Here is a 21,127-nt window from a genome sequence, read left to right on the forward strand (position 1 = left end):
TAGATGAAGCTTAAAACGTTGCAAACCCTATATCGTTTTACTGATATTCTCATTCTATTTTTTTTAATATTCGATTTTGGATTTTCTATTCGGGAAGATTACAAACCTTTTAGAATGCCTGTTTACACAGTAATTACAGGGCTTTTAATCTTTTTCAACGTAGTAAAACATTCGCAATACTCGCATACTAAGGCTTTAAAAAAAACAATCAAGTTTAATATTGCCATTTTAATTACCACCATAATTGCAGCGCTTACTGTGTATTATTTAAATCACGATTTACCCGCTGTAGAGCGCCCTTTACGCCCTAAAGTCATTTATGAAATTGGCTTGTTTTTTTACCTGCTCATCCGATTAACGTTTTTTATTAAATACCTGTATAAAATTTATTTCAACCCTGCGATTTTATTTGTAGGTAGTTTTGGGATTTTATCTTTAATAGGTTCGTTATTTTTAATGTTACCCAATATAACCGTTAACGGCATATCGTTTATCGATGCACTATTTACCTCTACGAGTGCCATTTGCGTAACAGGCCTAGCGGTTTTAGACACAGGAAAAGATTTTACACAACTTGGCCAAACGGTTATTCTTATTTTAATACAAATTGGCGGTTTGGGTATTTTAACATTCACGTCGTTTTTTGCTTACTTTTTTAAAGAATCGTCTTCGTTTAGGGAAGGCATGTATTTAAAAGATTACACATCAACAGAAAATCTTCAAGATGTATTTAAAATCGGCGCGCAAATTGTTGCGTTTACACTTAGTATAGAATGTCTTGGTGCTATTTTTATTTATTTCTCTATAGATGATCTTTCGGTTGTAGAAAACAAAGTCTTTTTTTCAATTTTCCATTCTATTTCGGCCTTCTGTAATGCTGGGTTTTCAACCTCATCGTCTAGTTTTTACGAGCCTAGTTTAAGAGTAGATTACTCGCTGCAATGGGTACTCATGGCCCTAATTATTATTGGAGGTATTGGGTATAATTTCATTTTTAATTCTTCGGCGTACATCAGACGAAGTTTTTTAAACATGTTCAGAAAAAAAGATAAAATTAAAACTACCGTAAGGGTAATTACTTTAAATAGTAAAATCACGTTAATAACAACCAGTATTTTGCTACTTGTAGGTTTTGTATTCTTTTATTTTGCCGAAGCACAACACACTTTAAAAGAGCACACCTCCACTTTTGGAAAAATTACAGCCGCCATGTTTTCGTCTGTCACCCCTAGAACAGCTGGTTTTAACACGGTAGACTATACTCAAGTGGCAACGCCTTCACTCTTGTTTGTTATTTTGTTAATGTGGATTGGTGCTTCGCCAGGATCCACCGGTGGCGGTATAAAAACCAGTACTTTTGCTATTGCTACGCTTAACATTTTTGCAACTGCCAAAGGTCGAAAACGTATAGAACTCAATACGCGAGAAATCTCTAGTAGCACCGTAAATCGTGCTTTTGCTATTATCTGTATCTCTCTTATAACTATTGGCATAAGTATATTATTACTGTTGTTTTTTGAACCTAAAAAGGATTTATTGGCCATAGCTTTCGAATGCTTTTCTGCTTACAGTACCGTAGGCCTCAGCCTCAATTTAACCCCTACACTAAGCGACCCTAGTAAATACGTACTTATTGCTGTTATGTTTGTAGGCCGAATAGGATTACTAAACTTGCTTTTTGGTATGTTAGGACAAGTAGAACAAAAGTTTTATCAGTATCCGCAAGAAAATATTTTAATCAACTAAACATTACGACATGAAAATTATAATCTTTGGACTCGGAAATTTTGGAATGTCACTCGCCTTAAGCCTTACAGAATCTGGCAACGAAGTTGTAGGAGTAGACAAACAAATGGAAAAGGTTAATATTGTAAAAGATAAAATAGCGCATAGTATTTGTTTAGATTCTACCAACGAGCTTGCCTACCAGGCCTTGCCCATAAAGCAAACAGATATTGCCGTTGTTGCCATTGGCGAAAACGAAGGTGCCGCCATAATTACAACAGCCATTATAAAAAAGTTATCGACAGCAAAAGTGATAAGCCGTTCGTTATCGCCCATTCACGATACTGTTCTTCAAGCTATGGGCATAACCTCGATAGTGCACCCAGAACAGGAAGCTGCCGAAAAACTAACAAACAAAATCAATTTTAAAAACATTATAGACAATTTTAAAATCGATGAAAAATATTCAATTTCTGAAATTAAAACACCAACAGAATTTGTAGGTAAAACCATTCAGGAATTAGACTTTAGGTCGAAGTATAAATTGAATATCATTACCATAATTCGTAAAAACGAAAAAACCAATCTTATTGGCAATGCCACTTCGGTGATGGAAGTTGTAGGCATTCCCGCTGCAAACACCGTTATTGAAGCCAACGATGTATTGGTTGTTTTTGGACTTAATGACGATATTACCAAAATCTGCCATAAAAATCAGTAATGCCAATCAACACTGTTTTATCTACAAAAACACTTAGCTCCGAACACAAACTGTTCTTAAACAAAGCTAATATTCAGGTTATCGATTACGATGCCATAGACATTGCGTTCGTTAATTTCGACACCGAAATTATCGTGGAAAACGCCATCATTACCAGTCAAAACGCAGCAAAAGCCATTATAGAAAACAAAGTCGTTATTAAAAATTGTTTTTGTGTAGGCGAAAAAACCATGGCCTATTTAGAAGAACACGGCCAATATGTTTCTAAAATGAAACTCTATGCGCAAGACCTAGCCAATCATATAGTAAAATACCATAAAAACGATAGTTTTATCTTTTTTTGCAGCGATAAAAGGCAAGATACTTTACCCGACATTTTAAAACAACACCATATCCCTGTTAAAGAAATTATTGTTTACAATACGGTTGAAACCCCGCAAACTATTAACGACACCTACGATGCCATTCTATTTTTTAGTCCGAGCGGAATTAACAGTTTCACTTCTAAAAACAGCCTAGAAAACAAAACCGCATTTTGCATTGGCAATACCACAGCAGAAGCTGCAAAACCACACACAACAAACATAGTAACAGCAACTGCTCCTACCATAGAACACGTACTACAGTCTGTAGTTAAACACGCTAAAAAATTATGATTAAAAACGATTTATATTTAAGAGCCTTAAAAGGCGAAACCGTAGAACGCCCACCAGTCTGGATGATGCGTCAAGCTGGGCGTTATTTACCAGAATTCATGGCCATTCGCGAAAAATACGACTTCTTTACCAGATGTCGCACTCCAGAATTAGCAAGCGAAATAACCGTACAACCTATAAGGCGTTATGGTATGGATGCCGCTATTTTATTTAGCGATATTTTGGTGATTCCGCAAGCCATGAATATAGAGGTAGAAATGAAACCTAATTTTGGCCCCTATTTACCTAATCCCGTTCGCGACCAAAAAGGTGTAGACAACGTGATAGTCCCTGATGTTAATGTAGAACTAGATTATGTAATGCAGGCCATTAAAGCCACTAAAGAATTACTTAATAACGAGATTCCATTAATTGGATTTGCAGGATCACCATGGACGATATTATGCTATGTAGTTCAAGGTCAAGGTAGCAAAACATTCGATAAAGCCAAAGAATTCTGTTTTACCAATCCCGTTGCAGCTCATCAATTATTACAAAAAATTACAGATACCACGATTGCTTATTTAAAAGCCAAAGTTATAGCTGGAGTTGATGCTGTACAAATTTTCGACTCTTGGGGCGGCATGTTATCGCCTACCGATTATCAGGAATTTTCTTGGAAATACATCAACCAGATTATTGAAGCTTTAAAAGATGACGCACCAGTAATTGCATTTGGTAAAGGGTGTTGGTTTGCCTTAGGCGATATGGCTAAAAGCAACGTCTCTGCCCTTGGTATAGACTGGACCTGCTCGGCTAGAAATGCACGATACTTAACTGGAGGAAACATCACACTACAAGGTAATTTCGATCCAGCAAGATTATTATCGCCTCCTGCCGAAATCAAAAAAATGGTACACCAAATGATTAACGAATTTGGTAAAGACAAATACATCGTAAATTTAGGTCACGGTATTTTACCAAACATTCCGTTAGACAATGCCAAAGCCTTTATAGATGCTGTAAAAGAATACAAATAATATATGTCTAGCAAATCGTTTTACATTGAAGCCTTAAACAGAACCGATGCCAATGGTCTAAACAGTTTTATGCGTTCCAATGTAAAACAATTTGTTACCTACTTACCCAATACCTTATCTAAAAACTTAAAGTTAGAAGGCTCTAAAACTTACATTGAAGAACAACTAAAAAAAGAGTTCAATAAAAAAGAATTTACCTTTACTTTAAAAGACCTAAAAACCAACAAACTTATAGGGTTGATCATTTTAAAGGAACTCGATTGGGAAAAACAACAAGGCGAATTTGCCTATTGTATAGATAAAAATGCTTCTGGTAAAGGCATTATGACCGAAGCTATTAAAGACATTTCCCTGTACGCATTTACAAAATTACAGCTTAAAACACTTCAAATAATTACCCATAAAAGTAATATTGGCAGCACTAAAGTGGCTACCAATTCTGGTTATGTTTGGAAATCGACTTTAAAAAATGAATATACACCACCAAACGCCAAGACTTTAGATATGGAATTATACGAATTATATCATGAAAGATAAATTTTACAACTACATACAAGAATTACAAGATACCATAACCCATGCACTCGAATCTTTAGACGGAAAAGCGCAATTTAAACAAGACATTTGGGAACGTCCCGAAGGCGGTGGCGGAAGAACACGGGTTATTGAAAATGGAGCTGTTTTTGAAAAAGGAGGCGTAAATATTTCTGGTGTTCACGGCGAATTACCCGACAGCATGCAAAATTATTTTGGTGTTAAAGATGCTAATTTTTTTGCCTGTGGGTTAAGTCTAGTATTACACCCTAAAAACCCAATGGTGCCCACTGTTCATGCCAACTGGCGGTATTTCGAAATGTACGATAAATCAGGTAATATTGTAGACCAATGGTTTGGCGGCGGACAAGATTTAACGCCGTATTATCTGTTTGAAGACGATGCCGTACACTTCCATACTGTATGTAAAGCTGCTTGCGACAAGCACAACCCGTCATTTCACAAAACCTATAAAGAAAAATGCGATAATTACTTTTGGAATGCGCACCGAAACGAAGCCCGCGGAATTGGCGGCCTATTTTTCGATTACTGCAAACAAACCGACGATATGACGATGCTAAATTGGTACGATTTTGTTACCGAAGTAGGAAACAGTTTCTTAGAAAGCTATGTGCCAATAGTAGAAAAACGTAAAAACCTAGACTATACCAAAGCGCAAAGAAACTGGCAAGAAATACGTCGTGGTCGTTACGTAGAATTCAATTTAGTACATGATAAAGGCACTCTTTTCGGGTTAAAAACCAACGGACGTATAGAAAGTATTCTCATGAGTTTACCACCTCATGTACAATGGGTTTACAATTACGAAACAGAAAAAAACAGCCCCGAAGAAAAGCTTATCAATATCTTAAAACAACCAAAATCATGGGTTTAAAAAGATGGATATTATCAGTATTGCTCACACTTAGTTTTACCACTTCAATTAAAGCTCAAAGCAACAGTACTGAAGTAGAAAACGACAGCTTAGCCCCTGTTGTTTATTCTGAAACAAACGAATACATTCACATCTACAAAAACCGTATTACCGCACGTTTATTTTTTGTTAACACCTCTAATTACTTATCCGCCACAGATCAAGAAAACGATATCCAATTCGATCTAGCAGCCAACAAACAAAATAGAATTGGAGCTTCAGTAGCATTTAGGAGCATAAACATTTCCTACTCGTTTGCTCCCGATTTTCTTTCGGAAAATAAAGATAATGACGATTCTAAACTTTTTAACTTAAACTTCAGAACCTATTTTGGAAAACATTGGATGCAGACTATAGATGTCTATAAAGAAAAAGGGTTTTATATCCAGAACGACGACATTAACATTTATTTACCTCGAACAAAATCATTTAAAATTGGAGGAAGAACTTCTTACATATGGAATGAAAACTTCTCCTTTAGAGCAATCGTTTCTCAAGATGAAAAACAATTAAAGAGTGTAGGAAGCTTTATACCAAGCATTGTTTATTATTACACCGATTATCATGTAGTTTGGGACACCGGCAACCCCTCTAATTCTATAGACGATACATCTCATGCCTTCGATATTGCCCTTGCACCATCGTATTACTACAATTTTGTACCTACGAAAAACCTATTTATCTCTGCAGGTATATCGGCAGGATTAGGATTACACTATTCAAAGGAAGAAAACGAAAGCGACACCTCTTTACTTACCGAGCTAGATTTAAGAGGCTCTATTAATTACGATATAGATAATTTATATGTTGGCGCACATTACAACCTGTTAATCCTTAACTATAACTCAGACAGTTCAATTAATGTTAGCGACAACATTCCTTACTTTCAAATATTTATTGGCTACCGCTTTAAAGCTGGAAGAAGAATGATAAAAACTGCCGATGAAATTAATAACAAATTAAAACTTTAATCATTATGTATCCATTAAAACGCAATAGAAGATTAAGAACCAACGAAGCCATTCGTTCACTTGTTCGCGAAACCATAATATCTCCAAACGACTTTTTAGTACCCTTATTTATTGTTGAAGGAAAAGGTGTAAAAGAAGAAATTCCATCGATGCCCAATTACTTTAGATTGAGTTTAGATTTACTCGAAAAAGAAGTAAAAGAGCTTTGGAACTTAGGCCTAAAATCGGCGTTACTATTTGTAAAAGTAGACGATAAGCTAAAAGACAATAAAGGCACCGAAGCTTTAAACCCGAATGGTTTAATGCAACGTGCCATAAAAACGGTGAAAAATGCCTGTCCAGACATGTTGGTAATGACCGATGTGGCCTTAGATCCATTTTCATCTTACGGCCATGATGGCATTGTTGCAAACGGACAAATATTAAACGACGAATCCTCTTCGGTATTAGCCGAAATGGCCTTAAGCCATGCCACAGCAGGTGCCGACTTTGTTGCCCCTAGCGATATGATGGATGGCCGCATATTAGAAATGCGTGAATTACTGGAAGACGAAGGGTTTATAAATACCGGCATTATGGCTTACAGTGCCAAATATGCTTCGGCTTTTTATGGCCCGTTTAGAGATGCTCTAGATTCTGCTCCTGTAGATATGATGGATGTTCCTAAAGATAAAAAAACCTACCAAATGGATTACGCCAACCGCTTTGAAGCCTTGCGCGAAACCGAAATGGATATCGATGAAGGTGCCGACATTGTTATGGTAAAACCGGGCCTATGTTATCTGGACATCGTGCGCGATATTAAAAACGAAGTCAATGTTCCTGTAGCAGTTTATCAGGTTTCAGGCGAATATGCTATGCTAAAAGCTGCTGCCGAAAAAGGCTGGTTAGACCACGATGCCGTAATGATGGAGCAGGTAACCGCCATAAAAAGAGCTGGAGCCGATATCATTGCTAGTTATTTTGCTAAGGATGTTGTGAAATTGATTTCGTAACTTAGCGTAAATCAAATCTAAAACTATGGGTGCACTCATTTTTTGGGCAACAGTCTCAATCTTTTTTTCCTTCTTATGTTCTATACTAGAAGCTGTGTTTTTAAGCGTAACACCTACGTTTATTAATGTAAAAAAATCTGAAGGTAAAGAATACGCTACAACCTTAGAAAATTTAAAACAGGACGTAGACAAACCCTTAATTGCCATTTTAACACTAAACACCATAGCCCATACTTTAGGCGCCATGATGGTAGGTATACAAGCCGAAAAACTTCCTTATAAGGTAGAAGTTTTTGGCATAAATACCGTTGGTATTGTATCGGCCATCATGACATTTTTAATTCTTGTAGTTTCAGAAATTATTCCAAAAACCATAGGGGCCAAATACTGGCAAAGTTTAGCCAATTTTACATCTAAAGCTTTACTCATAATTATTTTCCCTTTAAAATACACAGGCTTACTCTGGTTATTACAACTGGCCACCAAACTTATTGGCGGTAAAGGCCACGGTAGCGTTTTAAGCAGAGAAGATTTTCATGCCATGGCCGATATGGCCCAACAAGAAGGTGTGTTTCAAGAATCGGAAAGTAAAATTCTTAAAAACCTTTTAAACTTTAAAGATGTCCTTGCCAAAGACATCATGACGCCCAGAACAGTTATAAAAACCGAAGACGAAGAAACCACAGTAAAAACCTTTTTTAAAGAAAATTCTAATATTCGTTTTTCTAGAATTCCTGTTTACACCGAAAGTCAGGACAATATTACCGGCCTAGTTTTAAAAGACGAAGTGTTTAAGGAAATGGCTTTGGGAAATGGCACAAAAACCTTAAAAGATTTAAAACGCGACATTATTATAGTTAACCGAAAAATTGCCATCCCAAAATTATTCGAACAGCTTGTAGAAAGCAAAAACCACATGGCTTTGGTGGTCGATGAATACGGTTCGGTAAGCGGTATTGTAACTATGGAGGATGTGATTGAAACCTTGCTTGGTTTAGAAATTATGGATGAAAGCGACAATGTAGCCAATCTTCAACTTTTAGCAAGACAAAGTTGGGAAACCAGAGCCAAACGCTTAGGATTGATTCATGATGATATCGAGGAAAACTAATGGACACTTGCATTATTGCCACCCCTTTGGGCTTTACTAAAATTGAAGGAGATTTCGATGGCATCTGTGCCGTTACCGTATTAAATACTACAGAATCGGTTTCAAAAACTATTCCCGAGTCGCTTCAGGACAGTGTGCTACAACTGCAAGATTATTTTAAAGGCACGTTACAAAACTTCAACCTAAAATTAAATCCTAAAGGCACCGAATTTCAAAAGAAAGTATGGCAAGCCTTAACACAAATTCCTTACGGAAAAACCATATCGTATTTAGAATTATCGAAACAGCTTGGCGACGTTAAAGCCATTCGTGCTGTGGCCAGTGCCAATGGCAAAAATCCGCTTTGGATTATTGTTCCATGCCATCGCGTTATTGGTAGCGATGGTAGCCTAACAGGATATGCTGGCGGGTTACACCGTAAACAATGGCTTTTAGAGCATGAAAGCCCTTTTACCCAGCAATCTTTATTTTAATTGTTTATATTTAAGCAGACAAACTACTACTTATGAAATTCTTATTTAAGCTCTTCAAGTTTATATTATTAATCTGTGCATTATTTATATTAGGTCTATACATTACGGGCTACGATTATATTTTAACCGCGGCAAAAATCACCTATGGCACTGGCCACAAAACAGCCTATCTAGAAGATTATACGCAGTTCGACAACAGAACTATCGATAACAGTTCGCCGCAACCTTGGCCCATACACGAAGCCTACAACACGGTTAAAGCCACAGATAGCTTAGAGCGCATTAACCAAGACAACGGAACCATTGCCTATTTAATTATTAAAAACGATAGTATTTGGTTCGAAAAGTATTACGATGGCTTCAATCAGCAGTCAAAATCCAACTCCTTTTCTATGGCTAAAAGCATCATTTCTGCCATGCTAGGCAAAGCCATTATGGAAGGAAAAATAAAGAATTTAGACCAAAAAGTAAGCGATTTTTATCCGCAGTTCAAAGACGGACTGTCAGCCAATTTAACTGTTGGCGATTTGTCGTCTATGGCATCGGGACTCGATTGGGACGAATCGTACTATTCGCCGTTTTCGGTAACAACACGGGCTTATTTTGATGAAGATTTAGCTTCAGTAATTTTAAACATGAAAGGTATTGAAGCTCCTGGCAAGAAATACAAATACCTTAGCGGAAACACCCAGCTACTCGGCATGGTATTAACCAAAGCAACTGGGCAAACCATGTCTGGTTATTTAAGCGAAAAATTCTGGAAACCTATGGGTTTTGAAAGCGATGCCCTTTGGCAAATAGACAGCGACGAGCACGGTTTGGAAAAAGCTTATTGCTGTATTGCCAGTAACGCCCGCGATTTTGCCCGTTTTGGAAAGCTATATAAAGACTACGGCAAATGGAATGGCAAACAACTTTTAGATTCTGCCTTTGTACAAAAATCAATCACACCGCGATTTCCCGAAAGCCCAGAATATGGTTACGGTTGGTGGCTAAAAACTATAGGTAATAAACACTTTTTTATGATGCGTGGTCACTTAGGGCAATACGTTATTGTAGAACCTACAGATAATATTATTATTGTAAGACTCGGCCACTCTAAAGGACCGCAAAAAACTGTAGCGACCTTTACCGACGATATCTTTACCTACATTGAAGAAGCTTACAACATGCTGGACAACCATTAATTACAGGAATTTTATTTTGAAGCCTTAAAATTAAACTGTAATTTACTAAGGTTCAATACTAAAACGCATGATTAGTAAACTCAACCTCGAAGACATTTTATTTCTGGATATAGAAACAGTACCTGAAACGCAACAATTTTCAGATTTAAGTGCTACCAAACAACAACTTTGGGACTTAAAATCGAAATACCAACGCCAAGAAATTTCGGCAGAAGAGTTTTACGAACGTGCAGGCATTTGGGCAGAGTTTGGAAAGATTGTTTGCATTTCTGTTGGATTTTTCACCCACAAAGGCGAAAACAGACAGTTTAGAACAACATCGTTTTACGGAGAAGAAATTACCATTTTAAAAGAATTTAAAACCCTTTTAGAAACACATTACAACCACCCTAAACAATTGTTATGTGCCCATAATGGCAAGGAATTCGATTTTCCTTACATTGCCAGACGCATGATTATTCATAACATTACGCTACCAAACAAACTCAATTTATTTGGTAAAAAACCTTGGGAAGTGCCTCATTTAGACACTTTAGAATTATGGAAGTTTGGGGATTACAAAAACTACACCTCGCTAAAATTACTTACCCACGTTTTAGGTATTCCATCACCCAAAGACGATATCGATGGCAGCGAAGTATGTAAGGTGTATTACGAAGAAAAAAACATAGACCGCATTATTACTTATTGCGAAAAAGACACTATAGCCGTTGCGCAAATCTTTTTAAGATTACGGGGCGACAACATTTTAACCGAAGATGAAATTTTACATATTTGATTATCGCTTAATTCTAATAATCTAGTCAGTTCGAGCGGAGTCGAGAACTCTAAAGTAAACAGTATAAAACTTTATTTCGTTTATACCCTAAAATGCGACAACAATACTGATTGCGTTAGATTCACACCCAATTTAGAGGCTCATTTGGAGCTAAACTAAATTAACTTACTTACATAATAGTTAGACTGTTTTTCACATCAAATTGCAACCAAAAACTACTTAGTCTATTTTGTTAAATAATTTCGCAATTCTGTTAAAATACAACATGTTTTAATTAGAATTTTTAGTTTAGACTAAACTAAACACCATTAAAATAAAATAACTGAATGAAAAAACTACTTCTAATTTTAGCCTTAATTTCAAATGCAATACTATTACAAGCCCAAGAAAAATACCAACTTTTAGCTAAATCTCACTTTCCTGAAAGTATGGAAGAGATACAAATGAATTATTTCAAAGGCATTGAAGAATTAAAATTTTCTTTAAACGAGATTGACAAGAAAAAATTAGAAGGTAAAGACTATAGATTACTAATTAAAGAATACCAAAGCGGCAAATTACACAATGAAGTAATTGTGTCGGATTCTAAAAAAGAAAAACTTCCAAAAATTGACTCGACTTTCCAATTTACATTAATCACACAAAACATTCTGAATTACGAAAAAATCGGGTTTTTCTTTCCAAGATTTTTTAACAAAAAAATATTCAACATAAATAGCGAGTTTAAAGACGGTGACTTTGCATTAAGGAAAATTAATGTTAAAACTGATGAACTTGAATTTGAACTTAATAAACAATTTCAAATCGCATTAATAACACCTCCTAATAGAGATCCCAGTAAAGGGAATTTAGGCTACTGTGAAGTTTCTCAGGGAGGAATCGATATTGAAAAATGGTATGCCAAATACGAAATTTCACAGTTCTTTTTAATCTATTTTGAAATTATATAAATTAGATTGTTTATAAGAAATAAAACACCCAAAATCATGTTACTCTCAACCTGATAAAAATGATTATTAAAATTATCAAGATAACTCACAATTAATCATATCCCTTCTAATTATAATACAATGAAAAACATTATTTATCTAATTTTCGCTATTTACAGCCTAACTATTCATGCTCAAGAGACAATAAAAAAACCAGAGTATGTCATGATTGCCAATAATGAAATTATTACAATGGAAGAATTTGGAGCTTTAGCAAGTCAAAACTTAATAAAAAGTATTAACAAAGGAGTTAGTCAAGAAGAAAGAGATAAATACGCTGAAAAATTTGGTAATAAAATTGGAGACAGAGAATTTATAATGAGGATAGATATATTAACTGAAGAAGAAAAAGCAAATCGAGAAAAACAAGTAGCTTCAAGTGATGAAAACAAGGAGGTATTAAACATAAAAAATCTAGAAAATGACTTAATATTAAAAACTAATGATCCAGCACATCCATTTTCTGTTAGAATGATAAATGATGAAATAATTAATCTTTCAGAGTTAAAAGGAAAAGTTGTTCTTTTAAATTTTTGGGCTACTTGGTGTGCTCCTTGCCTAATGGAATTTGCTGAATTTCCAGAAAAAATACTTGATCCCTACAAGTCTGAAGATTTTGTTTTAATACCAATTTCAATTGGAGAAAACAAAGAAAAGGTTGAAGAGAAAATGTTAAACATGAAAAAATATGGTGTACACTTTAATGTTGGTTTCGATCCAGAAAAACAAATTTGGGATAATTACGCAACCGGAGCGATACCTAAAAGCTTTGTAATTGATAAAAATGGAATTATTAGATATACCTCAATTGGAAATTTTGAAGGTAATGTAGACAAATTGGCTAATAAAATAGGAGAATTATTAGCGGAATAAACATCCTTTCTCAATAAGAAATTCATAAAAATGAAAAACACTCCTATTTTAGATATTAAAAACCTAAGTATTGCCTTTAATGGCAACGAGGTTATTCATACAATCTCGTATCATGTTAACCCGAATGAAATTTTGGGCATTGTTGGCGAATCGGGTTCTGGCAAGTCGGTGTCCTCTTTAGCTGTTTTAGGTTTATTGCCTAAAAAGAACACGACTATTTCGGGACATATTTATTATCAAGATCAAAACTTAATTGGGCTTACAAACAAAAACTTTCAAAGTATACGTGGTCGTAAAATCGCTATGATTTTTCAGGAGCCCATGAGTTCTTTAAATCCATCCATGAGCTGCGGGAAGCAAGTTGAAGAAATTCTTTTTCAGCATACAACACTATCCAAAAAAGCTGTTAAACAAAAGGTCATCAATTTATTTGAACAAGTAAAACTACCTCAACCCGAACGCGTATTTGCATCGTATCCGCATGAAATTTCTGGCGGACAAAAACAGCGCGTTATGATTGCCATGGCCATAGCCTGTGAACCCGATATTTTAATTGCAGACGAACCCACAACTGCTCTGGATGTTACCGTACAAAAAGACATTATAGACTTGTTAAAAGAGCTTCAGGCTAAAACTAAAATGAGTATTATTTTTATCACTCACGATTTAGCATTAATCTCCGAAATTGCCCACAGAGTTCTTGTAATGTACAAAGGCAATATTGTAGAACAAGGCACCGTAAACAGTGTATTTAACAATCCTAAACATAATTATACCAAAGCACTTTTAAATTCCAGACCGGCCTTAGATGTGCGTTTAAAAACTTTGCCAACCATTAATGATTATTTAAATAACACATTTACACCACAAATAATAACTCCCGAAGAACGCCAAAAGGCGCACGAACAATTATACAGCAAACCGCCATTATTAGAAATTATAAACTTAGAAAAGGAATACCTTTCAACATCGCAATGGTTTGGAAAACCTAAACACTATAAAGCTGTTAACGATGTTAGCTTTAAAATTTATGAAGGCGAAACTTTAGGTTTGGTTGGCGAATCTGGTTGCGGTAAATCGACTTTAGGTAATGCTATTCTCCAGCTAGATAAAGCCACTTCTGGCTCCATTCTATATCAGGGGAAAGATATAACCAAGTTATCGTCTAAAGCCATGAGATCCCTTAGAAAAGACATACAGATTATATTTCAGGATCCCTACGCCTCTTTAAACCCGAGGTTAACGGTTGGACAGGCTATTATGGAACCTATGGTAGTACACAAATTACACAAAAACAACACCGAGCGTCAAGCAAAGGTGATAGATATTTTGAATCGTGTAGGACTTTCGGAAGCGCATTTTAACCGTTATCCACACGAATTTTCTGGTGGTCAGCGCCAGCGTATCGGTATTGCCAGAACCATTGCTTTACAACCTAAATTAATTGTTTGCGACGAATCGGTATCAGCTTTAGACATTTCGGTCCAGGCGCAGGTTTTAAATTTATTAAACGAGCTAAAAGCCAACTACGGTTTTACGTATATTTTTATATCTCACGATTTAGCTGTCGTAAAATACATGTCCGATCAATTAATGGTAATGAATAAAGGCGAGATTGTAGAAAAAAATGATGCGGATGTTGTTTATAACAATCCGCATCAAGATTATACTAAAAAATTAATACAAGCTATTCCCAAAGGGCTATAGCATAAACACTTTTTTCACTAAATACATTAAACTTCTAACAAAATTAACAGTATTGTCTAAACTTTGTTGCCATTTGCTTTCTACAAATGCAGGTTCTTCTGGTAGGTTCGAGGTTACATTCATAAGCGGTTAGTTTTTGGTAGATTTGGGTTAATTATAATATTGGTTTCTTTGGGGATTATAAAGATGGAAAAATATTTCAATTAATAGATGAAATGACATAAATAATCGACAAAAAACACAAAATTTTAACATTTACCTCAAATACAACATCCTAACAGACTTCATTTTAGCAATAAATTACAACGGTGAGCATGCAAACTAAACCACTATAGACTGGAAGTCCATAGGTTTGAAAACAGACTGAAAGTCCAATTATTTGTGTTTGTTTTAGCCACAAATTCGCGAATATTTCTATAAAATCTATGTCAAATATTCGTGCATTCGTGGCGCAAAAATATTTATAGAAACTGAAAGTCTTGCACTAAAAGTGCATAGTTTCAACTAACGACTGAGACCAATGAATAATATAAAACACCGTCGCTTTATCCAAAACAAGATGAAATTAGTCTTCCTAAAAAAAATTGAATAACGATTATTTAACCAATAAAAGAATCGTGGCCTTCGAAAAAATTCGTTTCTTTATAATTAAAATACTTTCATTTTAAAACAACTATGAATTGGCCCCAAAGCTTTATTAAACCAAAATACCTATCGTTAACATATCTTCTAAGTTTATTTTTAACCCTATTCTTCTTGTCCTGTGAAATCAATTACGATGGAGACGAGAGGTTGTTAGTAACCGGTAGAATATTAAACGAAAATAACTTACCCATCCCCAATCAAGATGTCGAATTCTGGATTTATAAAGGCTCAGGCGCTGGAGGTGATGACGATTTAATAAGCTTGACGGCTACCGACAACAACGGCCAGTTTTTAATGCTTATACCTAGCCCAAACAATGAGGACGGTTTCGAATTAAAAATTTCCGACCCCGATACGATTTATCAGCATAAAATCCTACACAGAATTCTAGACAAAAACTTTACGAACTACGAATACAACATAGGCGATATTGTACTGTACCAACACCACGTTATTACAAATGCCTATATAACTTTTAATAAAACCACGGTAAACACTTCTTTAATGGATGTTAAATTTAAAGGGGATGCTGATTATTTAGTTTGGATTAATGAACCAGAAACATATTATGGCGATTACGAGCCTACATTAGCGCACGATTATTACAAAAACGTGCCATTAAACTCGACTTTAACTATTACTTACACGATTAGAGACAACAGTACAGAAACGCTAAGCACTCACGAAGCCACTGTAACTATAAACAATGAAAACCTTGAATACATTATAAACTATTAGGGCTATGAGAGTATTGTTTATCATCGTTTTTATATGGCCTTTCGTGGCGTTTGCTCAAAAACAATCAGCCGAAAACACCGTGAGGTTCTCAGCTAATTTTTCGACGTATTTAAAATACGATAATAATTTAGGAACTCATTTTTTGGGTGATGCTACAGAAGCAAAATTCCCAGGTTTTGGGTTTCAATTCGATTTTCTTAAATACCAAAACCTGAAATTTGGGCTCGGTGTAGAGTTTATGCCCTACGATGTAGTAGACATTACTATGGCAGGAAACATAGATAAAACCGATACAAGAGCCTATTTCGGTAAATTTTTGTACGAAATAAAACTAGGTGAATCCTGGCGAATAGCGCCCAACTTAGGCATTGGAAGTTCTATAGTTAGACAAAAAACCAGTACAACAAATCTTGATAGCTTTAAAGGCATTAAATATTATGCCGGAACAAATATAACTTACAAACTAACCGAAGTTATTGGTCTATTTTTGGGTGTAAATTATGCCTTTGCCAAGTACAACGTAAACACTGCTGAAGCATTCGAATCTTACTTTAGAAACTCAACCCAAATGCAAATCCTCTTTGGATTGAGTTTTACTGTACCCAACAAAAAATAATACCCAAAGTCGTTTTACAATACCATTTCGGGAATATCTCCCTCTACAAGTAGTGTGCCTCCTGTAGCTTGTTTAATGGCATCTACACTCACACCAGGAGCGCGTTCCAATAATTTAAATCCGTCTTTAGTAACTTCTAAAACCGCGAGGTTAGTCACTATTTTTTTTACACAACCAACACCTGTTAATGGCAAAGTACAACGCTTTAACAGCTTCGATTCTCCTGCTTTATTGGTATGCATCATTGCCACAATAATATTCTCGGCGCTGGCCACCAAATCCATAGCGCCCCCCATACCTTTAACCATTTTACCTGGAATTTTCCAATTAGCGATATCTCCATTTTCGGCAACTTCCATAGCTCCTAAAATGGTTAAATGCACATGTTTACCTCTAATCATTCCAAAACTTGTAGCCGAATCGAAAAAACTCGCTCCCGGTAAAGTCGTAATGGTTTGCTTACCCGCATTTATAATATCGGCATCTTCTTCGCCTTCAAAAGGAAATGGCCCCATACCTAGTACACCGTTTTCGCTTTGAAATTCTACTTCTATATTTTCAGGCACGTAATTGGCTACTAACGTAGGAATACCAATTCCTAGATTCACATAATAGCCATCTTTTACTTCTTTTGCTATACGCTTTGCAATCCCTATTTTGTCTAACATTTCTTATAATTTGAAAATGATTTAATTTGAAAATTTGAAACTTTTAAAGTCATCCAGACTTTTTGCTTGTTGAAATGATTTTTGTTATAATCAAAATAATCTTTTGCAGATCCTCCAACAGCTCATCATTTGGGTTCGGATAGTGCTCTGACATCCTACACAAGGTCAGCCAATAATCTAATTCGTCTGCTTCTTTAGCAGAAATTTTGAATTTATGAATAAAATCCCGTTTACTCTCTGCATTTTGTGCTTCTCTAACATTGGCCCCAATTGATGTTCCGCTTCTAAAAATTTGTGAAGCCATCTCATACTTATGAAGCGTTCGTAACGATTCTGAAAAAGTAATAACCTTCAATGAAAAATTAAATGTAAGCGTCACAATTAAATTATCCTTATCATTTCTCATCTTCCATAATTTAGATCACCCGTGAAACTCATTTTCAAATTTTCAAATCAATAGATTATTCAATTATTAATTTACCCTAACCGTTCGTTGTTCAATGCGCTTTTCATACTTTTCTCCTTGAAAAATCCGCTGCACAAATATCCCAGGAATATGAATTTGATTGGGATCGAGTTCGCCTGCTGGAACCAACTCTTCGACTTCTGCTACGGTTATTTTAGCCGCTCCGCACATAACCGGATTAAAATTTCTGGCGGTACCTTTAAAAATAAGATTTCCAGCAGTATCGCCCTTCCAGGCTTTTACAAAGGCAAAATCGGCTTTAAAAGCATGCTCTAACACATACATTTTCCCATCGAATTCTCGGGTTTCTTTTCCCTCGGCGACTTCTGTACCAAAACCTGCCGGGGTATAGATTGCTGGAAACCCAGCTTGGGCTGCCCGACACCGTTCGGCCAAAGTGCCTTGTGGTATAAGCTCTACATCGAGTTCGCCTTGAAGCATTTGGCGTTCAAACTCATCGTTTTCACCCACATACGACGAAATCATTTTTTTTATCTGTTTGTTTTGCAGTAATAAGCCAAGTCCAAAATCGTCTACTCCAGCATTATTAGAAATGCAGGTAAGCCCTTTCACTTTACGTTGTACTAGTGCCGAAATTGCATTTTCGGGAATGCCACATAAACCAAAACCGCCCAACATTAAAGTCATATTATCGACAACACCGGCAACGGCTTCATTTACAGACTGCACTGTTTTTGTTATCATATTTTTTTTTGAATTTATCGTATAAAAATACAAAAATATCAAGGACAATTGCAGAATTACAAACAAAGAGAACGTCAAATTACACATTTGTTAAAAAACAAAAAAGACCACCTAGAAAGTTTAACAATACGTCATTCTATGCTTGACACAGAATCTCATCATATTGAAATTCAATAATTATGAGAATCTGAAATAAATTCAGATTGACGAAAGTTATAACTTTTTAGACAGTCTCTTTAATTATATCAACTACGCGTTAATCGCTATTATAGCTTTTACAAGAATTAACGATTAAAAATCCAAATCGTCTGGAACATCCTGTATTGGCGTTTCTTCGTCTGCTTGCGCTTCGGTATCTTCACCGGAGCAATCTACACGTATGGTAAGTTCTTCTGGAGCTATAAATTCTTCTTTAGAAATGTTTAAATCTTTATCGGCATAACAGCTTTTCATATACACGCCCCAAATGGGTAATGCCATAGCTGCTCCCTGACCGTAGGTTATGGTTTTAAAATGCGCTGCACGGTCTTCGGCACCTACCCATACGCCAGTTACTAAATTAGGTACCATACCCATAAACCAGCCGTCACTTTGGTTTTGCGTGGTTCCAGTTTTTCCAGCTATAGGATTTTTAAATTCGTAAGGATATCCAGTAATGATTTCGCGATAATCTGGACGCCATTTTTCGTAGCCTTGCGTGCGTAAACGAGTTCCAGAACCACCTTCGGTAACACCTTCTAACAACTTAACGGTTACATAAGCTACTTCTTCGCTTAATACATCTTTAGTATCTGGTGTAAACTGGTATAAAATAGTATTGTTTTTATCTTCTATACTTGTAACCATAACCGGCTCGGTATACACACCTTTATTAGCAAAAGTGGCATAAGCAGCAACCATTTCGAACACACTTAAATCTACCGTTCCTAACCCAATAGAAGGCACTTCAGGAATCTCGGTACTTACCCCCAATTTGTGTGCCATTTCTATAACGTGTGCCGGCCCTACTTTATCCATTAAATTAGCGGTAATGGTATTTACAGAATTTGCTAATCCGTTTTTAAGTGTTCTGGTGCCTCCGTATTGCAAATTAGAGTTTTCGGGACACCAATCTTCTATATTACCCCATTTGCCTTTTTCGATACAATACGGAATATCTGGTAATTCATCGCATGGCGATAAGTGTAATTGGTCTATTGCTGTTGCATATACAAAAGGTTTGAATGTAGATCCAACCTGACGTTTTCCTTGCTTTACGTGGTCGTACTGAAAGTGCTTATAATTCATACCCCCTACCCATGCTTTTACATGACCTGTTTCGGGATCCATAGACATCATGCCCGGATGCAAAAACTTTTTGTAATAACGCATGGAATCCATTGGTTTCATGATGGTATCAATCTCACCTTTCCACGAAAAAATCGTCATTTCTGTTGGCGTATTAAACGATGCAATAATCTCTTCGTTAGATTTTTTTAAATCGTACTTCATTTTTCTCCAACGCTCCGATTGTCTCATCGAACGTTTCATGAGTGCATCAATTTCCGCTTCGTCCAAACCTAAAAATGGTGCTGTAGGGTTACGGTCTGGCGTATTTTGATGGTCGAATTCAGCTTGTAACCTCTTCATATGTTGTTGCACGGCATCTTCGGCATATTGCTGCATTCTGGAATCTATAGTGGTGTACACTTTTAGTCCGTCGCTATACAGTTTGTATTTTGTGCCGTCTGCTTTTGGATTTTTCTCTATCCAATCTTTCATGAATTTTTTAAGATACTCTCTAAAATAAGTAGCAATACCTTCGCGATGCGATTCTGGGGTGTAGTTTAAGCTTAAATCTAATTGTTGTACAGAATCTTTGGTACGTTCTGTAATGTAACCATATTTTTGCATTTGTGCCAACACCACATTTCTTCGGTTTTGCACGCCTTCCGGATTACGTCTTGGGTTGTATAACGACGAGTTTTTAAACATTCCCACCAACATCGCCGACTCTTTAAGATCTAGATCTTTTGGTTGTTTACCAAAATAAATACTCGCGGCACTTTTTATACCATCGGCATTGTTACCAAAATCGTAAATATTGAAATATTGGGTTATAATTTCTTCTTTTGTATACTGACGCTCCAATCGAATGGCAATAATCCACTCTTTAACTTTTTGGAACATACGTTCCACAATATTTTTAGACCCTTCGCCATGAAATAACTGCTTAGCCAATTGCTGAGAAATGGTACTGGCACCACCACCAGCCCCAAGCTTTACAATGGCGCGCAACGTACCACGGCCATCGATACCTGAATGCTGATGAAAACGCGCATCTTCGGTAGCAATTAAAGCATCTACAAGATGCTGTGGCAGATCTTCGTAATCTACAGGTGTTCGGTTATCGTTAAAATAAAACTTTCCAAGGGTTTTTCCATCGGAAGAAATAATTTCTGTGGCCAGATTGGTTTTTGGATTCTCTAAAATGGTATGATCTGGTAAATCTCCAAAAAGCGAAGCCGATAAAAACAGCAACACTACAGCTAGAATGCCAAGTAGAAAAAGCCCCCAAAACCAACGGAGGTAAGACGCATAACTTGACGTTTTTACAGGTTCTTTCTTTTTTGCCAT

Annotated in this window: 22 protein-coding genes; 17 read left to right on the forward strand and 5 right to left on the reverse strand. The window is 36.1% G+C overall.

What is annotated here, in order from left to right:
- Nucleotides 1-3: 3 nt before the first annotated feature.
- From ACR9EA_RS16230 to ACR9EA_RS16300, 15 genes are all read left to right on the forward strand, one after another.
- The gene (locus ACR9EA_RS16230; RefSeq protein WP_435135412.1) at nt 4-1,746 is read left to right on the forward strand and encodes a TrkH family potassium uptake protein; all 1,743 of its coding nucleotides are present in this window, start codon (nt 4-6) and stop codon (nt 1,744-1,746) included.
- A 10-nt stretch (nt 1,747-1,756) separates the two neighbouring features.
- Nucleotides 1,757-2,446, forward strand: coding sequence for a potassium channel family protein (locus ACR9EA_RS16235; RefSeq protein WP_435135416.1), 690 nt, complete (start codon nt 1,757-1,759; stop codon nt 2,444-2,446).
- Complete coding sequence (locus ACR9EA_RS16240; protein ID WP_435135418.1) at nt 2,446-3,102, forward strand: uroporphyrinogen-III synthase; 657 nt, start codon at nt 2,446-2,448, stop codon at nt 3,100-3,102. Before ACR9EA_RS16235 ends, ACR9EA_RS16240 begins: the two co-directional genes overlap by 1 nt.
- Nucleotides 3,099-4,121, forward strand: coding sequence for a uroporphyrinogen decarboxylase (gene hemE, locus ACR9EA_RS16245; protein ID WP_435135421.1), 1,023 nt, complete (start codon nt 3,099-3,101; stop codon nt 4,119-4,121). The genes ACR9EA_RS16240 and hemE overlap by 4 nt, the downstream gene beginning before the upstream one ends.
- A gap of 3 nt (nt 4,122-4,124) precedes the next feature.
- On the forward strand, nt 4,125-4,658 hold the full coding sequence (locus ACR9EA_RS16250) for a GNAT family N-acetyltransferase (RefSeq protein WP_435135424.1): 534 nt from the start codon (nt 4,125-4,127) through the stop codon (nt 4,656-4,658).
- Nucleotides 4,648-5,550 carry an oxygen-dependent coproporphyrinogen oxidase gene (gene hemF / locus ACR9EA_RS16255; RefSeq protein WP_435135427.1) on the forward strand — a complete coding sequence of 301 codons (903 nt, stop codon included), beginning with the start codon at nt 4,648-4,650 and terminating at the stop codon, nt 5,548-5,550. The genes ACR9EA_RS16250 and hemF overlap by 11 nt, the downstream gene beginning before the upstream one ends.
- On the forward strand, nt 5,541-6,560 hold the full coding sequence (locus ACR9EA_RS16260; RefSeq protein WP_435135429.1) for a DUF4421 domain-containing protein: 1,020 nt from the start codon (nt 5,541-5,543) through the stop codon (nt 6,558-6,560). Before hemF ends, ACR9EA_RS16260 begins: the two co-directional genes overlap by 10 nt.
- A gap of 5 nt (nt 6,561-6,565) precedes the next feature.
- A complete protein-coding gene (gene hemB, locus ACR9EA_RS16265) occupies nt 6,566-7,555 on the forward strand; it encodes a porphobilinogen synthase (RefSeq protein WP_435135432.1) in 990 nt (329 codons plus the stop codon).
- A gap of 25 nt (nt 7,556-7,580) precedes the next feature.
- Nucleotides 7,581-8,666 carry a CNNM domain-containing protein gene (locus ACR9EA_RS16270; protein ID WP_435135435.1) on the forward strand — a complete coding sequence of 362 codons (1,086 nt, stop codon included), beginning with the start codon at nt 7,581-7,583 and terminating at the stop codon, nt 8,664-8,666.
- Entirely contained in the window at nt 8,666-9,139 is a 474-nt protein-coding gene (locus ACR9EA_RS16275) for a methylated-DNA--[protein]-cysteine S-methyltransferase (RefSeq protein ID WP_435135438.1), read from the forward strand. The genes ACR9EA_RS16270 and ACR9EA_RS16275 overlap by 1 nt, the downstream gene beginning before the upstream one ends.
- Nucleotides 9,140-9,171: 32 nt before the next feature.
- Nucleotides 9,172-10,326 (forward strand): serine hydrolase domain-containing protein, encoded by a 1,155-nt coding sequence (locus tag ACR9EA_RS16280; protein WP_435135440.1) that lies wholly within the window; start codon nt 9,172-9,174, stop codon nt 10,324-10,326.
- Between the two features lie 67 nt (nt 10,327-10,393).
- Nucleotides 10,394-11,104 carry a 3'-5' exonuclease gene (locus ACR9EA_RS16285; RefSeq protein WP_435135442.1) on the forward strand — a complete coding sequence of 237 codons (711 nt, stop codon included), beginning with the start codon at nt 10,394-10,396 and terminating at the stop codon, nt 11,102-11,104.
- Nucleotides 11,105-11,430: 326 nt separating this feature from the next.
- Nucleotides 11,431-12,054 carry a hypothetical protein gene (locus ACR9EA_RS16290; protein ID WP_435135444.1) on the forward strand — a complete coding sequence of 208 codons (624 nt, stop codon included), beginning with the start codon at nt 11,431-11,433 and terminating at the stop codon, nt 12,052-12,054.
- A 120-nt stretch (nt 12,055-12,174) separates the two neighbouring features.
- The gene (locus ACR9EA_RS16295; protein ID WP_435135447.1) at nt 12,175-12,966 is read left to right on the forward strand and encodes a TlpA family protein disulfide reductase; all 792 of its coding nucleotides are present in this window, start codon (nt 12,175-12,177) and stop codon (nt 12,964-12,966) included.
- Nucleotides 12,967-12,996: 30 nt separating this feature from the next.
- Nucleotides 12,997-14,673, forward strand: a complete 1,677-nt coding sequence (locus ACR9EA_RS16300) for an ABC transporter ATP-binding protein (RefSeq protein ID WP_435135449.1) — start codon at nt 12,997-12,999, stop codon at nt 14,671-14,673.
- Here ACR9EA_RS16300 and ACR9EA_RS16305 read toward each other — a convergent pair.
- Nucleotides 14,668-14,796, reverse strand: coding sequence for a hypothetical protein (locus tag ACR9EA_RS16305; protein ID WP_435135452.1), 129 nt, complete (start codon nt 14,794-14,796; stop codon nt 14,668-14,670). The two genes, ACR9EA_RS16300 and ACR9EA_RS16305, sit on opposite strands and share 6 nt — an antisense overlap.
- A gap of 552 nt (nt 14,797-15,348) precedes the next feature.
- On the opposite strand from ACR9EA_RS16305, the gene ACR9EA_RS16310 reads away from it, so the two are divergent.
- Nucleotides 15,349-16,056 (forward strand): hypothetical protein, encoded by a 708-nt coding sequence (locus ACR9EA_RS16310; protein WP_435135454.1) that lies wholly within the window; start codon nt 15,349-15,351, stop codon nt 16,054-16,056.
- A gap of 4 nt (nt 16,057-16,060) precedes the next feature.
- Nucleotides 16,061-16,672 (forward strand): hypothetical protein, encoded by a 612-nt coding sequence (locus ACR9EA_RS16315; RefSeq protein WP_435135456.1) that lies wholly within the window; start codon nt 16,061-16,063, stop codon nt 16,670-16,672.
- A gap of 14 nt (nt 16,673-16,686) precedes the next feature.
- Here the strand turns inward: ACR9EA_RS16315 and ACR9EA_RS16320 are convergent, their stop codons facing one another.
- From ACR9EA_RS16320 to ACR9EA_RS16335, 4 genes are all read right to left on the reverse strand, one after another.
- Entirely contained in the window at nt 16,687-17,340 is a 654-nt protein-coding gene (locus tag ACR9EA_RS16320; RefSeq protein WP_435135457.1) for a 3-oxoacid CoA-transferase subunit B, read from the reverse strand.
- Nucleotides 17,341-17,389: 49 nt separating this feature from the next.
- Nucleotides 17,390-17,746: a four helix bundle protein gene (locus tag ACR9EA_RS16325; RefSeq protein ID WP_435135459.1), complete on the reverse strand. Its 357-nt coding sequence runs from the start codon at nt 17,744-17,746 to the stop codon at nt 17,390-17,392.
- A 66-nt stretch (nt 17,747-17,812) separates the two neighbouring features.
- Nucleotides 17,813-18,511 carry a CoA transferase subunit A gene (locus ACR9EA_RS16330; RefSeq protein WP_435135460.1) on the reverse strand — a complete coding sequence of 233 codons (699 nt, stop codon included), beginning with the start codon at nt 18,509-18,511 and terminating at the stop codon, nt 17,813-17,815.
- Nucleotides 18,512-18,802: 291 nt separating this feature from the next.
- Nucleotides 18,803-21,127, reverse strand: a complete 2,325-nt coding sequence (locus ACR9EA_RS16335) for a penicillin-binding protein 1A (protein WP_435135462.1) — start codon at nt 21,125-21,127, stop codon at nt 18,803-18,805.

The sequence above is a fragment of the Formosa sp. A9 genome (genome assembly GCF_051200825.1).
GTDB lineage: Bacteria > Bacteroidota > Bacteroidia > Flavobacteriales > Flavobacteriaceae > Formosa.

Coding starts and splice junctions, on each gene's coding strand:
- ACR9EA_RS16280 (WP_435135440.1), top strand. CDS start 9,172: ATGAAATTCTTATTTAAGCTCTTCAAGTTTATATTATTAATCTGTGCA.
- hemE (WP_435135421.1), top strand. CDS start 3,099: ATGATTAAAAACGATTTATATTTAAGAGCCTTAAAAGGCGAAACCGTA.
- ACR9EA_RS16290 (WP_435135444.1), top strand. CDS start 11,431: ATGAAAAAACTACTTCTAATTTTAGCCTTAATTTCAAATGCAATACTA.
- ACR9EA_RS16315 (WP_435135456.1), top strand. CDS start 16,061: ATGAGAGTATTGTTTATCATCGTTTTTATATGGCCTTTCGTGGCGTTT.
- ACR9EA_RS16325 (WP_435135459.1), bottom strand. CDS start 17,746: ATGAGAAATGATAAGGATAATTTAATTGTGACGCTTACATTTAATTTT.
- ACR9EA_RS16275 (WP_435135438.1), top strand. CDS start 8,666: ATGGACACTTGCATTATTGCCACCCCTTTGGGCTTTACTAAAATTGAA.
- ACR9EA_RS16295 (WP_435135447.1), top strand. CDS start 12,175: ATGAAAAACATTATTTATCTAATTTTCGCTATTTACAGCCTAACTATT.
- ACR9EA_RS16300 (WP_435135449.1), top strand. CDS start 12,997: ATGAAAAACACTCCTATTTTAGATATTAAAAACCTAAGTATTGCCTTT.
- ACR9EA_RS16230 (WP_435135412.1), top strand. CDS start 4: ATGAAGCTTAAAACGTTGCAAACCCTATATCGTTTTACTGATATTCTC.
- ACR9EA_RS16335 (WP_435135462.1), bottom strand. CDS start 21,127: ATGGCAAAAAAGAAAGAACCTGTAAAAACGTCAAGTTATGCGTCTTAC.
- ACR9EA_RS16270 (WP_435135435.1), top strand. CDS start 7,581: ATGGGTGCACTCATTTTTTGGGCAACAGTCTCAATCTTTTTTTCCTTC.
- ACR9EA_RS16305 (WP_435135452.1), bottom strand. CDS start 14,796: ATGAATGTAACCTCGAACCTACCAGAAGAACCTGCATTTGTAGAAAGC.
- ACR9EA_RS16310 (WP_435135454.1), top strand. CDS start 15,349: ATGAATTGGCCCCAAAGCTTTATTAAACCAAAATACCTATCGTTAACA.
- hemF (WP_435135427.1), top strand. CDS start 4,648: ATGAAAGATAAATTTTACAACTACATACAAGAATTACAAGATACCATA.
- ACR9EA_RS16250 (WP_435135424.1), top strand. CDS start 4,125: ATGTCTAGCAAATCGTTTTACATTGAAGCCTTAAACAGAACCGATGCC.
- ACR9EA_RS16235 (WP_435135416.1), top strand. CDS start 1,757: ATGAAAATTATAATCTTTGGACTCGGAAATTTTGGAATGTCACTCGCC.
- hemB (WP_435135432.1), top strand. CDS start 6,566: ATGTATCCATTAAAACGCAATAGAAGATTAAGAACCAACGAAGCCATT.
- ACR9EA_RS16240 (WP_435135418.1), top strand. CDS start 2,446: ATGCCAATCAACACTGTTTTATCTACAAAAACACTTAGCTCCGAACAC.
- ACR9EA_RS16330 (WP_435135460.1), bottom strand. CDS start 18,511: ATGATAACAAAAACAGTGCAGTCTGTAAATGAAGCCGTTGCCGGTGTT.
- ACR9EA_RS16260 (WP_435135429.1), top strand. CDS start 5,541: ATGGGTTTAAAAAGATGGATATTATCAGTATTGCTCACACTTAGTTTT.
- ACR9EA_RS16285 (WP_435135442.1), top strand. CDS start 10,394: ATGATTAGTAAACTCAACCTCGAAGACATTTTATTTCTGGATATAGAA.
- ACR9EA_RS16320 (WP_435135457.1), bottom strand. CDS start 17,340: ATGTTAGACAAAATAGGGATTGCAAAGCGTATAGCAAAAGAAGTAAAA.